The organism is Enterocloster sp. OA13, from assembly GCF_022440595.1.
Lineage (GTDB): Bacteria > Bacillota > Clostridia > Lachnospirales > Lachnospiraceae > Enterocloster > Enterocloster hominis.
On record NZ_JAKNTF010000001.1, the window covers coordinates 2,037,147 to 2,051,390 of the forward strand.

Below are 14,244 nucleotides of genomic sequence, written 5' to 3' on the forward strand. Positions count from 1 at the left end.
ACGGATCCGCCCCATCATTTATTCGGTATATGATGAGGCGGATTTTCATATGGGATTCTGGGGGCTATCGGTCTCGCCGGTCTGTCAGGCATCCCGATGCCGGCAGCAGCCACACTTACAAGGCAGACAACAGGCAGGCTTTTGACAACAGCAAGGTGTCTTTTGACAGCAGCAAGGTGTCTTTTGGCAACAGCAAGGTGCCTTTTGACAGCAGGGCGGTTTCGGAGTGCAGGGCGGTTTCGGAGGGCAAGGCGGTTCTGGCGGACAGGACGGCTTTGGCGGGCAAGGCGGTTTCGGGGGGCAGGGAGGCCCTGGCGGACAGGGCGGTTCTGGCGGACAGGGTGGCTCTGGCGGACAAGGCGGTTTCGGAGGGTATGGCGGCTTTGGAGGGCAGGGTGGCTCTGGCGGACAGGGCGGTTTCGGAGGGCAGGGCGGCTCTGGAGGGTATGGTGGTGTTGGTGGATACGGAGGGTACGGCGGATACGGTGGTTTTGGTGGATACGGAGGGTATGGCGGATACGGTGGTTTTGGCGGATACGGAGGGTATGGCGGTGTTGGTGGATACGGAGGGTACGGCGGTGTTGGCGGATATGGAGGGTATGGCGGTGTTGGCGGATACGGAGGGTATGGCGGTGTTGGCGGATACGGCGGGTACGGTGGCTGCGGCGGGTAGGGCGGTATAGGCGGATACGGCGATTGTGGAGGGTATGGCCAGCAAACCGGCATACATGGCACTGGAAAGCCGCAGGAAGGGCCTGCATTGCTGCTGTTATTGCTGTTATTATTATTATTGTTGTTATTATTATTATTGACATTAACTCCGAACTGGCTGGATTTAGACGAGGTACCGTTCTTTTTGCCATGTTTCTTAGAGTTAACACAGAGACAGAGTTCTGCCGTGAGCGTCACCGGTTCATCATCGAATGAGGTTCCGATGGGCTGGTAATTCAGCGCAGTACTCTGAGCCTCCATCGAAATCACCCGTGTGATTGTTCCGGTATAGGATGCTGTGACGGTAAGGCATATCTGTTTTTGGCAGGCGCGCACTGCGATATAGAATTCCTGTCCAATCGCTGGATCCGCAATGGGATTGCCGCAGAAATCCATGAATGTGACGGAGTAGTCATCGCCACAGCTGCAGAACGGGGTGACGGTAATCTGGGGTTGTCCGGTAAAGTTTGACAGTATTTTAAAAGGTCCGATGAGCATCCGTCCGCAGACGGTCCGTACTTCATCCGGGCATCCCTGGAATATGAAGTAAGGAGCGCCGGGATCCGGGGGCATGGTGCTCTTATTACAGCAGTTAATCCCGGCATTGGCGCATCTGCCTGTGCCTGAGGATGGTGACGGGCGGGAGGTATCTGTGGCACCGTCAGCGTATTCCCCGGCGAGCCGGAGCAGGTTCAGCACAGCTGTCCTCAGGCGGTCTGATTTGGGATGCGGTTCTCCGGTGCCGCAGTCCAGGAAGTACACTTCATCCAGTGAAATCTGCCCCAGAAGTACCCACAGGGCCACCTGGACGGCGGCGTAGGCGTCATTGTCATCCAGGGCAGGATCCGCGGCAGGATCCACACCGGCCAGGGCAAATGTGGCATCGGCGCTGACCGCCGGATAGGTATTGGCCATAATCCATCCGAACATGTTCTTTTGGCGATTCGTGGTAGCAGGGAAGATTGTCTCAAAGGGCCTGCTCTCATAGGGGACATCGTTGTATGGACCGTCGGCAAATTTATCTAAACAGTATACCGGTTTGTTGGTAGAAGTTAAAATATTCCCAAAAAATTGGAAAATATTATTATGGTCATCCCGATTGAGATGGTAACGGGATCCGGAGGTGGTATCTAAATCACAGTAATTTTCCCTGTTGGGATTGCCGCCAGCGGTTCCGCTGATATCTGAATCAGGGTAGATTATAAATGGTCTGGATTGCAGTCTTGCATTATTGGTTTTAATCACAGCAGATCCTCCTCTAATTCTTCATTTAAAAGTTCCTTACAATATTAAGATATGCACAAGCCCAGGATATGTCCACAAAGGTATGCCGGGGAAGAGGGGGGGCATGAATCCCATGATAAAAGGCCTTCTATGTGCGATAGAAGACCTTATAAAACCTTTCAATTATCTGTTTTTTCGGACTGCCTGTTCGGAATGGATGGGGCTGTCCGGCAGATGTTTCCCAACCATAAGCCTTACACGGCATCCGGCACCGGGGGCAGAGCGTATGGTCACCCCATATTCCGGCCCATAGTAAAGTTTGAGGCGTTCATCCACATTCTTAAGTCCCACGCTGCCTAAACGCGGGGAGCCATCAGCCGTTACTGCGGCCGGATCATAGCCCACGCCATTATCCGTAACCGTGAAAATCAGGCGTTCCCCTTCTTCCTGTACGGTTATCGTAACCTGGCCTGGCCCGTTAAGGGGTTTGATTCCATGGTAGATACTGTTTTCCACAATGGGCTGGAGGATGATTTTGGGTACCGTGTAATCCAATAAGTTCCCGGGGGCATCGATGACATAATTCAGTTTTTCCTCATACCGTTCCTTCTGTATATAAAGATACTGCCGCACATGTTCCAGTTCATCTTCCACGGTAATCAGTTTCCTGCCGCCGCTGAGTGACAGACGGAAAAATGCTGCCAGGGACTTGGTGAGGGCAATGACACGGCTGCTGTCGTTGAATTCAGCCATCCAGACAATGGTATCCAGGGTATTATAGAGAAAATGTGGGTTAATCTGGCTGACCAAGGCATTAAGCTCGGCATGGCGCAGCGTTTTTTCCTTTTCGGATATCTCATCCATCAGGCCGCGGATCCGGTGGATCATCCGGTTATAATTGCCGGCCAGCAGTTCCACTTCATAGAAACTGTTTTTGCGTACATGGACTTCAGCCAGCTTCTCAATCTCGCTCATGCCATGTTCCAAGTCCGCAATTGGGTTAGATAGACGGCGGGCAAATAGGGTACCGAACAGCAGGACCATGAAAAATAGCAGTCCGCCCGTCAGAAGCACTGCCTCAAACAGCTGCTGTTCCAGCATCCTTAAGGTGTCTAATGATACCACGCCAATCATGGTCCATCCGGCATTCCCTATCCGGGTCTGGTATGTGAGCCGGTTGCCAGCCTTATCGTAGCCATCCCCGGATGACTGGATTTCCAACAGCTGCCTCTTTTTGTCAGGATTGGAGAAATAACTGGTGTCCTTATGATAGACTGGCTCGCCTTTGTCGTTTAAGAGGAAGACATAGCCCTCCCTGCCCAGATCCAGGCTGCGCAGGTGATCCTCGATGACGCTATATTCCATATCTATTAAAAGGACGCCTAAGTTGTCGCCGGAATCCCCTGTGATTTCAGTGCTTACGGAGATTACCCAGTTGTCTTTGTCGGAAGAAAAACTCTGCATCCTGGCTCCGGTGAGGACCGGCATCGTATTGTGGATGGACTCGATATACCAGTCTTCCTTCATCATATCACTGGATACCGACATATCTAAATTTTCCTCATTGGAGAGGATCCGTCCGTCCTTGGACACTATGACAATGGATTTGATATAGGAATCATTTTCCAGCAGCGTATGGATCTGGGACATCAGCCCGGCGCGCAGGCTTTCATCGTCTTTGGACAGATATTGACGGAGCATGGGATTAGCTGCAAAGACATTGGATTCCCCTTTTACACGGGCAATGTATGTACCGATGTTGGCGCCGCTCATCTCCAGTAAATCATGGGTTTTGGAGACTGTCTCGTTCATCAGCAGATTGGACGCAAAAAAGTAAACAGCCCCGCTGAGAAGCAGGATGACAGCCAGGCCAGCGCCGAGGAAAAAGAGGGAGAGCTGAATACCGAAACGCCGGATCCATTCCCGGAGCTTAAATCTCTTTTCCATGTCCTGCCTCCGTCCTGAATTCCTTTGGCGTTTTTTTGTATTTGCGCCGGAAACATACGCTGAAGTAATTGGGGTCATCAATACCGACCGCAGCAGCAATCTCATAGTTTTTCATCTGTGTGGACAGCAGAAGGATTTTTGCGTGTTCTAAACGGAGATTGAACAGATAATCCCTGAAATTCTCTCCGAAGCACCGTTTGAAAAGCGTACTTAAATAACTGATGTTATATCCCAGTTCTGCCGCCATAACGCTGAGTGAAAAACCGGAATCAGACAGATGCTCCTCCAATATGCCGGCCATCTGGGCGCGGACATCGAAATCCTCCTCCACGCCTGTATTCCCAGCTAATCTGTCCACGGCCTGCCGGACCACCGCCAGATCATCCGCCTCCTTTTTCTTTTCAACGAGATGGAAGAGCAGCTTCTGGATGTCATCCCGGGACAGGGGCTTTAAGGCATAGTCATCCACCCCGATTTTAATTGCGCGTATGGCGTAGTCCAGGTAATCGTAACCAGTGAGTATGGCTATCTTGATGGACGGATCCCATTCCTTTGCAAGCAGACAGAAATCAAGGCCGTTCATCTTCGGCATATTGATGTCTGCCAGGATTAGGTCAATATGATGTCTGCGGATGGTATCCAGGGCTTCCTCACCGTTTTCCGCCTCAAAGAATCCGCCAATCCCAAGGCCGTCAAAATCAATAAAGGCACGGATGCCGCGGCGGATAAGGCTTTCATCCTCAACTATTAGCAGATTATACATAGCGTGTCCTCCCTCATCATTCCTGTGCTTTTTAATAAGTATATAGCGCCGGAGCATGGAAGGCAAGTCTTCTGGCTCCGGCGCTATGTTTATATTTTTGCAGCTGATATCCTGTATCACTAATTACATATCAAACATGGGCTTGAGGAAGCCGTAACCTTCAGTATCCAGATCTTCATAGGCAATGAAGCGGATGGAAGCGCTGTTTATGCAGTATCGGAGTCCTCCAAGTTCTTTGGGACCATCGTCAAAGACGTGTCCTAAATGGGTGTTCCCTGCCCGGCTGCGTACCTCGGTGCGCACCATGTTAAAGCTGGTATCGGAATCTTCTGTTACCACTTCCGGGATGATTGGTTTGGAAAAGCTGGGCCAGCCGCAGCCGGATTCAAATTTGTCTTCAGAACTGAACAATGGTTCTCCAGTGACCACGTCCACGTAGATCCCTTTCTCAAATGTGCTGGCATACTCGTTGGTATAGGGGCGTTCGGTATCATTTTTCTGGGTTACCTGATATTGTATGTCGGTAAGCTTTTCCCTAAGGACTTCATCGCTTGGGACGGGATAGTCCTCGGGCCTGATTAAACTGGAGAGATTGGACATACCCAGTCCTTCCTCCTCTATGAATGCATCTGCATCGTTTAAGTCAATATGGCAGTATCCGCCTGGATTCTTATCCAGATAATCCTGATGATAGTCTTCAGCCAGATAGAAGTTATCAAGGGGCAGGATTTCTGTGACAATAGGGGAAGTATATTTTTCCTGCTGTCTGTCTGCCACGGCCTTTGCTATGGCCTTGTCAGCCTCATCCGTATAGTAAATGCCGGAACGGTACTGGCTTCCCCGGTCATTTCCCTGCCGGTTGGTACTGGTCGGGTCCACAACCTTGAAGAAACCATCCAACAGCTGTTCCGTGGAAATGCTCATGGGGTCATAGACGACCCTGACCGTTTCTGCATGTCCGGTATTGTTGTAGCATACCTGTTCGTAGGTTGGGTTTTCAGTGTTTCCATTGGCATATCCTACGTCAGTATCATAAACGCCTGGCAGTTTTTTCATGTAGGCCTCAATTCCCCAGAAGCAGCCTCCTGCCAGATAAATTGTGTGCAGATTATTGTTATCCATCTTATCTTCCTCCTGTTCCATAGACATAGTATCGGCGGTTTTTACTGTTTTACCCGCAATCATGGCTTCTGTATCCTGTTGGGCCGCAAAACAGCCGGTTAACAGGAACATGGCGGCAGTCACGATGCTTATACCCATTGATAGTGTCCGATGATTTTTCATAATCCATTCTCCTTTCCATGACGGTTATTTTATGGATTCAAAGGTGACCCTGATGGTATCATTATCTGCATGGCCCGGAACCAACTGAACCATTACACCGTCGGAACCAATGTATTCCGAAGTGGGATAGCCGCGCACACCGGTCTGTGTCCCATAGGTTCCGTCCATATCAAACAGTACTGTGATGTCGGCGGTATTCTCAACACCGGAAAACCATGTCTTAAAATCCGCGGTGTTCTTTTCACCTTTCTGTCCGGGGGCAACAATGGTTAAGACCTTAAAGCCGTTATCTTCAGCGGAGAGGGTATTGATATCCTCCAGACCGCCTAAACAGATGGGACACCAGGAAGCCCAATATTTTAAATAAACTCTTTCTCCTTTGAAATCAGAAAGTTTAACCGTATTGCCATTTAAATCCATCATCTCGAAGTCTGGGGCCGGTTTTCCCGTATTCATTTTTTCATTTCCGCTCATCGTATCAGGACCCTCCATCATCCCGGTTTCCTGTGTTTCCATGGTTTGACTGGCGGCAGCCTTGACGTCTGCGGTATTTCCGGCGCCGCAGGCAGTTAAGGAGATTAGTAAAAATATAGAAGCTGCACCTGCTATTAAATTCTTCCTCATAGTATTCCTTCCTTTCTCAAGTGTTAACCAAAGATAGCCAGTATGCTGCCCAGATAATCCGTCATCAGTAAAATTCCCATCAGGATTATGATGATGCCTCCGGCAATCTTAATTTTCCCAAGATACGGATTAAGCATTTTTACCTTTGTCAGCAGTGTATCGGAGAAGAGGGACAGCGCCAGGAACGGGATCAGGAATCCTAATGAGTAAACAGCCATCAGGAAAGCGCCATACAGCGGCTGGCTGCTGGTGGCGGACAGACCCAGGATTGCTCCCAGGACCGGACCGATACAGGGGGTCCAGCCAAAGCTGAATGTAAGACCCAATAAAAATGCCCCGATGTAGTCACCCCTGCGGGTGCGTTCCCAATCCACTTTTTTCTCATGGTACAGCCACTTGATATGGATCAGTCCTGTCTGGTGAAGCCCAAGGATGATTACAATAAGGCCCATCACGGTCAGGAAGGATTTACTGCTGATGACTGATCCCAATGCCCCTGCGCCGAACCCCAGAAGGATGAAGCATACGGATATGCCTGCAACGAAAAGGACACTTTTAAGGAATACCCGGAATTTCCTCCTGGAGGTACCGTCATCCCCGGCGGTTTTGCCGGAAGAAAACAGGGATATGTATACGGGCAGGAGAGGTATGATGCAAGGGGAGAAGAAGGAAAAAAGTCCTGCGGCAAGCACTGTACCTAAGTAAAGTATGTGGGGATTCATGTTGTCACCTCTTTCTTAATTTGATGACTTTATTTTACTTTTTTTAAACTGTGATTGGAATGGAATGGCTTTGGCTTTTTCTTTGATTTGTTTGGGTGGGGTATGGACGCTGGATCCACGGCGGGGAAGGATGGCTGGCAGGTGAGCGAAGCCTTAAGAAGTGATATGTCAATATGGTCCGCGGTGAAGACCGGATAAGAGACTTTAAAAGAAGCAGTTAAAAGGATAAAAATCAGAAATGAAAAAGAAACTTTTGTTTCCGATAAGAGATATTATCATTAGATTAATAGTGAAAGAAACACACACACGACCTAGGAAAAACTGTATTCCATGCAGGCTGATAAAGTACTGCATGCAGTTTAGGATTATCAACCATGTTATCAGACATGGTTTTAGCGAAATGAATATTTCACACTTATATAATCGTATGTTTTTTATATATACATGATAAATTGTATTATAAAACTGCAAAATATGTCGATAAAATAAGTGGAATATATCATAACCCAACTCGTGATAATATCTCTTACAAGCAGCATTACGTAAAAATTTGTAGATAGAGGATGGACAGATATCCATATCTCCAAAGGGCAGGTGGAAGGAGGGCATGAATTCGTCATAGGAATTATCAGTCATGAGTAGGGAAATATCAATGGGGAACGGCCTATCCTCCATAAAGACCCGGCTAAGGAAAGCAGAAGGTACGGGGGTGGCTGGCAAAAATATTTAAACTATTAGATAAAGTGGAGGCTTGATATGAAAAATTTAAAAATAGGGAAGAAATTGATAATATCGTATGCAGTCATATTAATTCTTCTTATAACCGGTACCATTGTAAGCATAATCAATCTCAATAGCTTTGGTACCCAAATAGAGACTTTTTATAACGGACCATTTACGGTCAAAGGAAGCGCAAACATCATCAACACCAACTTTGAAAGAATGCAGAAGGCCGTTTATCGGTCCATGGCCAATACAGATATGGGGATAACAAATGAGGCATTGGAAGATGTCAAGGAGGCTGCGGCTGCAATACAGGAACAGTTGCCTATCGTAAAGGAGCATTTCATGGGGGACCCACAGCTTGTAACCCGGCTGCAGGAATCCCTGACGAAGCTTGCTCCAATGCGTGAGGAAGTGCTCAAACTGTCTTCAGAAAATAAAAACGATGAGGCGGCTGCTTATATGGAAGCCAATAACATTGTGGTCATCAAGGAAGCGCAGAAAGAATTGGATACCCTTATAGCGAGCGGAAACGAAAAAGGGGAGGAACTGATTGCAAACCTGGAGGCTAGCCAGATAAGGGCAATCATCATATTGTCCGTACTGGGGTGCTTGAGCGTTACTATCAGTATTTCATTTGCTCTTTACATTACCCGTGGGATTATCCGTCCTGTTAATGAGCTTGAACATGCGGCCCAGAACCTGGCAAGAGGAAATCTCTCCTCCACGTCAATCGATTATACCTCACAGGATGAACTGGGAAGTCTTGCGGATAACATGCGGGAAGTAGTGGCGTCCCTCACCAATGTCATACAGGATGAGGCGTATCTGTTAAATGAGATGGCAAGAGGCAATTTTGACATACAAAGCCGTGCCGAGGAAAACTATGTGGGGGATTTTCAGCAGGTATATGCGTCCATGCGGCAGATTGTGGAAAGTTTAAGCCAAACCCTTCTTCAGATAAGCCAGTCCTCTGATCAGGTGGCATCCGGTTCCGACCAGGTATCATCCGGTGCTCAGGCACTGTCCCAAGGAGCCACGGAACAGGCATCCTCAGTGGAAGAACTGGCGGCTACAATTAACGAGATATCCAGCCAGGTGGACCAGAACGCGAAGAATGCACAGGAAGCCAATGAGAAGGCAAGAATAGTAGGGGATAAGGTAGAAGAGAGCAGCAGGAGCATGCAGGACATGCTGTCCGCCATGGCAGATATAAGCAGCAGCTCCAGTGAAATTGGGAAAATCATCAAGACCATTGAGGACATAGCGTTCCAGACCAATATACTGGCATTGAACGCGGCGGTGGAGGCGGCCCGTGCAGGCGAGGCAGGAAAAGGCTTTGCAGTGGTGGCGGATGAGGTCCGCAATCTTGCCAGTAAGTCCGCAGAGGCATCCAAGAATACCGCTGCCCTGATAGAGAATTCCCTTCATTCAGTTGAGCGTGGGAAATCCATAGCGGATGAGACGGCGCTTTCGCTGGCGGATGTGGTAAACGGGGTCGGGGAAGTGAGCACGACAATTAGCCAGATTAGTGAAGCGTCTGTCCAGCAGGCTTCCTCAATCCGGCAGGTGACCCAGGGAATTGACCAGATTTCCAGTGTTGTACAGACGAATTCAGCCACAGCAGAGGAAAGTGCGGCGGCCAGTGAGGAATTATCCGGCCAGTCCCAATTGCTAAAGAATCTGGTGGGCCAGTTTAAGCTGAAGATGGTGGATGAAAGAAAAAATATACATAATATCCATGATACACAGCCACAGGAGGCCAGGATACCGGAAACCGGCGTCGGAAAATATTGATACAACATTATTCCTGCAGCTGGAGGTATCCCTGCTTTAGCCTTCCGGGTCCCTATGGAAAGCAGTATAAGGCCAAAAAAAGAAGCATTCCCCTGCTTCTCCCTAAATATAGACAACCGGCTCCCTAAAAGGAGGCGGTTGTCCCTTTTCCCTTTATCCTGTCTTTCTATTTATATATTATATATAGTGTTCCTCAAATTTTTCCAGCGGGACAGGGGGGCTGAACAGATAGCCCTGTATCCCGTCGCATCGGATCTGTTGCAGGAGCTTCAGCTGTTCTTCGGTTTCAACTCCTTCCACAATCATTTGAATCCCCATCTTACGGCATAGATTGGATATGGAGTATAAAACAGCCTGTGCTTTTTCATTATGGGCAAGGTTATGGACCAGACATTTGTCAATTTTTAATATATCAAAATCCATGGAAGTAAACAGGGACAGGTTGGCATTTTTAATGCCGAAATCATCGATGGATATGGAAAAACCCTCCTGTTTGATTTTTTTCATTAATTCGATGAAATCAAATCTGTCATCTTCCTCAACTGTTTCAGTCACTTCAATTTCAAGGAACTGTTTCGGTACCTGGTATTCGCTCCATATTTCCTTTATTCTATTAAGAAAGTTATGCTCTGATAAGGTATAACGTGAAAAATTAACTGAGACAGGAATAATCCTCCTTCCTTCGCACATCCATTTCTTAATCTGTGCATTTACCATGCGGAATATATGGAAGTCCAGCACGCTGATCAGCCGTGACTCCTCTAAAATCGGTATGAAATTGTTGGGTTGAATTATATTACCGGGAGAAATCTCACATCTCACTAAAGCCTCAGCACCGATAAAAACATAGGTGTTTGGCGAAACCTTAGGTTGATAATAGACAGGAAATTTATTGTCCTCAATCATTTTCGTTAAAACACCGGGTTTTGTCAGGTTCAGGACATCATCCAGACCGTGGCGGTAACGTCCTGACAGTGCACGGCCACGGTAAAATTCTTTCTTATCCTGGTACATCAGTTCATCTGCACGGAACAGGACGCTGCGGATATCTTTATTATCCTCGGACCAGTACTTACCGATGGATACAGAGTATTCTTTCTCAGACATGAACGACTGCCTGAGCTCCCGGACTTTTGTCTCAAATGATTCCTCACAGATACCCTGGCATATTACCACAAATTCATCCCCGCCAATCCGGTATAAATAATCGTCTGGAAATAAAAGCCCGATTACATTTCCGGTATGAATAAGGGCGATGTCGCCGTGATTATGGCCATACTCATCATTCATCCGTTTCATCCCATTGATATCCAGATAGATAATTCCCACTGGCTGGCTACCCTGTTCCGGAATCCGACTGATATCCAGGTTGAATTTATTGCGGTTTCCCAAATCAGTCAGAGAATCGTAATAGCTTAACTGTTCCAGCATATGAAGGGACTTCATGATTTCAAACTTCGCACCTACGAAATATCCGATGGAACCAAGAATGGCTTGTGCATTGGCAAGCTTCTGAGTGGTATAGTTATCTACACCTATATACCCGGACAGCGTGTTATTTGAATATATTGGGACTGCAATCATGGAACGGATTCCCTGCCGTTTAAGCTCTTCATATTCATCCGCGTTTTCCGTTCCGACCTGTTCCACATCTTCAATCAACACACACTCTTGCCGTTTGAAGGCATCCTGCCACCGTTTTATAAGTGTAACCGGCATATCCTGGAGCTGCTCTATCTGAGGCTCAATGCCTTTAGCGCACCACTCATATGTATTACTCATGGTATTTCCATTTATTTCAAAGATATAGGCCCTGTCGGATTCAAGAAAGGAACCTGCGATGGAAAGCACATCGTCAACATGATCTTTTTCATAGGAATCGGCAAATAGGATCTGTGCACATTTGGTTACCAGGTTTTCTGCTGCAAGGGTATTTCTTAGATTGATTTTTTCAATTTCCCCATCCGTGGTATCAAACGCAATCTCTACACGCGCTTTTTTCCCTTCCCAGTCAATCAGCTTGTCTTTAAGCAGATAATGCCGATGTACAAGGGGGTTGGTATATTCCCAGGTGATGAACTGTTCTGGCTTCAAGAGGGAATTCGTGCAAAATTCGCATGGGTATTTTTTTCCTTGAAGCGCACGATAACATTTCATACCGGATATATCATCCAGACTGAATATTTCCTTTCCGGATTGGTTTACGAACAGCAGATCATATGTATCAATATCGACCACATAAATCAGCTCGGACATTTCATTTATTAAATCAATCATTTGGGAATCCTGCCTTTCATTGGTACATTATTCTGCTGCGCCAGGAATGGGGCAGCCGCGATTCTGGACTTTCAGGTAATTTTCATATGCAGTCCGTATGAACTGTTCATCGCCTGTTTTTTCCGGCGGTATATATGGTTTCCCCTCTTCACGCTTTCGCAGGTTGAACCGCTTCATTTCCTGACGGATGATGTCTGCATGGGAGGTCATTTCCCTTGTGGCGGCTGCCGTCTGCTGGCTGGTAGCGGCGTTAGAGGAGACAGATGAGGAGATGGTCTGTATCTCCCTGTAAATCTGGCTGATATACGCCTGCTGCTGTCCGGAAGCCTCATGGATGCCGTCAATCATTTTATATACCTGGTCAGACTGGTCCACTATGGAGTCAAAGGTTTCTGATGCTTCATGGGATATCCGGCTGCCTTCATTTGCCTTTTTAATAGTATCCTCAATGTAGACCCGGCTCTGTTTTGCGGCCTCCGAGCTTTTTAATGCCAGATTCCGTACCTCTTCTGCAACCACTGCAAATCCTTTTCCGGAAGCACCGGCCCGGGCTGCCTCCACGGCGGCATTGAGTGCCAGTATATTAGTCTGAAATGCGATATTATCAATGGTTTTCAAAACAGTATTGATTTTTCCGGAGGCAGTCTGGATTTCCTGCACGGCACTTAAAAGTTCATTCATTTTATCTTGCCCGACCACTACCTGGGCATGCATTGTATCAATTACATCCTTGGCAAAGTCTGCATTACCTGAATTGTCCTCTGCCAACTGGTTGGCCTGGTTCATGGTGCCGGACAGCTTTTCCACGGCAGCAGCCTGGTTGGTTGAGCTGACGGCCAGTTCCTGGCTGGCATCTGAGATATATCCTGCACTTTGGGCCACGGAATCCGCAATCCTCAGCAAATTGGCAAACATGAAATCATTGCTCTGGACCAGATGGTAGAGATTCTTGCCCAAACTGTCTCCCTGGGAACGTATATCCACATAGGCGGTCAGATCCCCTTCGGCCACCTTCTGGATTACACGCACATTGTCACGGATGCTGTCAGCCAGGGATTTAAAGGAATTGACCATGCGGATAATTTCTACGGTATTGTATTGTTGGGTCATATCTGCTTCGTCCAGGTTCAGATTGTCAACCCCGGTTGAAAATGCCTCGGACCAGTTGGCAACTGTGAGGATGGGGATGGATATGCGCTTTGCGACCCTGCGGCCGACTATCAGGGAACTTATGACAGAGGATATGCCAATCAGGAACAACATGGTTACACACAGGCTGGAGGTCGCCTCTGTCTGCTTTTGAATCTGTACCACCTGCTTCTGGTATGCTTCACTGATGGCCGTAAGCCCCTGGCCTATCTTTTCCACTTTCGGTTTGAAGTTTTCACTGTATTCCTGATAGGCGGCATCCCTGTCATGTCTGCTTGTCTCGATTAACTGTGAGGCCTCCAGATGGATTTCGCGGTGGGGCTGTACAATCTTATCGGATTCAGCTTTGATTGACGGATATTTTAATAAATCTTCCCGGGAACGGTTCATCCATTGGCCGAGTGCGCATCCGTCCGGGTCCAGGCTGCCCTGGAATTCGGTTCCTGTTGTAATGGAATCACTTAACTGTTCCAGCCATTTGTAATGGGCTGAAATCACCTGTTGGGAGGAGGATTGCTGGTTTTGAAAGGCCATGATATGACCATAGCTCCTGTTCGTAATGCTAAGAAAGATGGCTGACAGAAGGACCAGCAGGACCAGAAGCCCTGAAAGAAGGATATAACCTTTTGTAATTTGCCTTTGAATGGTATTATTGCGCTTCATAAGTTAATTAACCTCCTGAAAAATATTTTTTAAGGAAATTGTGAAAAACTGCAGACACTGTGCCGCTGCAGTATATATAGGATTTTGAAACGCTATTCAAAACTTTAGAATTCTCATTTGCAGGGTCCTCCATTTCTTGTTAAAGTGGGTAGTGTGAAGGGGGAATGAATCTTCCCATAATGCGTATTATCGTCATAAATATCATCCAAATTTAAAAATATATTTGATTTTAGTGGCCTCTTCATTCCTCGCCACATACGCTTGAAAATAATTATTTATTTTAGGACGAAAAGTTTATACATTGGAGAATATTGTCGATATATTATGGAGTGTGGTGTACAGGTTATCCATATAAAAATG

10 protein-coding genes and 1 pseudogene are annotated in these 14,244 nt (G+C 47.4%); 3 read left to right on the forward strand and 8 right to left on the reverse strand.

What is annotated here, in order from left to right; translation table 11 throughout:
• The first annotated feature begins 155 nt into the window (after nucleotides 1-155).
• Complete coding sequence (locus MCJ35_RS31995; protein ID WP_240299823.1) at nucleotides 156-683, forward strand: hypothetical protein; 528 nt, start codon at nucleotides 156-158, stop codon at nucleotides 681-683.
• Nucleotides 684-1,363: 680 nt separating this feature from the next.
• Nucleotides 1,364-1,531, forward strand: coding sequence for a hypothetical protein (locus MCJ35_RS32000; protein WP_155858367.1), 168 nt, complete (start codon nucleotides 1,364-1,366; stop codon nucleotides 1,529-1,531).
• Between the two features lie 11 nt (nucleotides 1,532-1,542).
• On the opposite strand, the pseudogene MCJ35_RS32005 reads toward MCJ35_RS32000, so the two are convergent.
• The 6 genes and pseudogenes from MCJ35_RS32005 to MCJ35_RS08985 form a co-directional block, all read right to left on the reverse strand.
• Nucleotides 1,543-1,956: pseudogene (locus MCJ35_RS32005) on the reverse strand (thioester domain-containing protein); the annotation flags it as partial.
• A gap of 162 nt (nucleotides 1,957-2,118) precedes the next feature.
• Nucleotides 2,119-3,882 (reverse strand): cache domain-containing sensor histidine kinase, encoded by a 1,764-nt coding sequence (locus MCJ35_RS08965; RefSeq protein WP_025481996.1) that lies wholly within the window; start codon nucleotides 3,880-3,882, stop codon nucleotides 2,119-2,121.
• Nucleotides 3,866-4,645: a response regulator transcription factor gene (locus MCJ35_RS08970; protein ID WP_240299447.1), complete on the reverse strand. Its 780-nt coding sequence runs from the start codon at nucleotides 4,643-4,645 to the stop codon at nucleotides 3,866-3,868. Before MCJ35_RS08970 ends, MCJ35_RS08965 begins: the two co-directional genes overlap by 17 nt.
• A 123-nt stretch (nucleotides 4,646-4,768) precedes the next feature.
• Nucleotides 4,769-5,794 carry a peptide-methionine (S)-S-oxide reductase MsrA gene (msrA, locus tag MCJ35_RS08975; RefSeq protein WP_488473316.1) on the reverse strand — a complete coding sequence of 342 codons (1,026 nt, stop codon included), beginning with the start codon at nucleotides 5,792-5,794 and terminating at the stop codon, nucleotides 4,769-4,771.
• Nucleotides 5,795-5,953: 159 nt separating this feature from the next.
• Nucleotides 5,954-6,553: a redoxin family protein gene (locus MCJ35_RS08980; protein ID WP_025487366.1), complete on the reverse strand. Its 600-nt coding sequence runs from the start codon at nucleotides 6,551-6,553 to the stop codon at nucleotides 5,954-5,956.
• Between the two features lie 23 nt (nucleotides 6,554-6,576).
• Complete coding sequence (locus MCJ35_RS08985; protein ID WP_025487365.1) at nucleotides 6,577-7,275, reverse strand: cytochrome c biogenesis CcdA family protein; 699 nt, start codon at nucleotides 7,273-7,275, stop codon at nucleotides 6,577-6,579.
• Between the two features lie 756 nt (nucleotides 7,276-8,031).
• Here MCJ35_RS08985 and MCJ35_RS08990 point away from each other — a divergent pair.
• Nucleotides 8,032-9,795, forward strand: coding sequence for a methyl-accepting chemotaxis protein (locus MCJ35_RS08990; protein ID WP_240299448.1), 1,764 nt, complete (start codon nucleotides 8,032-8,034; stop codon nucleotides 9,793-9,795).
• A 177-nt stretch (nucleotides 9,796-9,972) separates the two neighbouring features.
• On the opposite strand, the gene MCJ35_RS08995 is transcribed toward MCJ35_RS08990, so the two are convergent.
• The gene (locus tag MCJ35_RS08995; RefSeq protein WP_240299449.1) at nucleotides 9,973-12,072 is read right to left on the reverse strand and encodes a sensor domain-containing diguanylate cyclase; all 2,100 of its coding nucleotides are present in this window, start codon (nucleotides 12,070-12,072) and stop codon (nucleotides 9,973-9,975) included.
• 27 nt (nucleotides 12,073-12,099) lie between these two features.
• A complete protein-coding gene (locus tag MCJ35_RS09000) occupies nucleotides 12,100-13,884 on the reverse strand; it encodes a methyl-accepting chemotaxis protein (RefSeq protein WP_240299450.1) in 1,785 nt (594 codons plus the stop codon).
• Nucleotides 13,885-14,244: the final 360 nt, after the last annotated feature.

Excerpts from the sequence above, each read along its gene's own strand:
- MCJ35_RS09000 (WP_240299450.1), bottom strand. The coding sequence starts at position 13,884 with ATGAAGCGCAATAATACCATTCAAAGGCAAATTACAAAAGGTTATATC.
- MCJ35_RS08990 (WP_240299448.1), top strand. The coding sequence starts at position 8,032 with ATGAAAAATTTAAAAATAGGGAAGAAATTGATAATATCGTATGCAGTC.
- MCJ35_RS08970 (WP_240299447.1), bottom strand. The coding sequence starts at position 4,645 with ATGTATAATCTGCTAATAGTTGAGGATGAAAGCCTTATCCGCCGCGGC.
- MCJ35_RS08985 (WP_025487365.1), bottom strand. The coding sequence starts at position 7,275 with ATGAATCCCCACATACTTTACTTAGGTACAGTGCTTGCCGCAGGACTT.
- MCJ35_RS08965 (WP_025481996.1), bottom strand. The coding sequence starts at position 3,882 with ATGGAAAAGAGATTTAAGCTCCGGGAATGGATCCGGCGTTTCGGTATT.
- MCJ35_RS08995 (WP_240299449.1), bottom strand. The coding sequence starts at position 12,072 with ATGATTGATTTAATAAATGAAATGTCCGAGCTGATTTATGTGGTCGAT.
- MCJ35_RS08980 (WP_025487366.1), bottom strand. The coding sequence starts at position 6,553 with ATGAGGAAGAATTTAATAGCAGGTGCAGCTTCTATATTTTTACTAATC.
- msrA (WP_488473316.1), bottom strand. The coding sequence starts at position 5,794 with ATGTCTATGGAACAGGAGGAAGATAAGATGGATAACAATAATCTGCAC.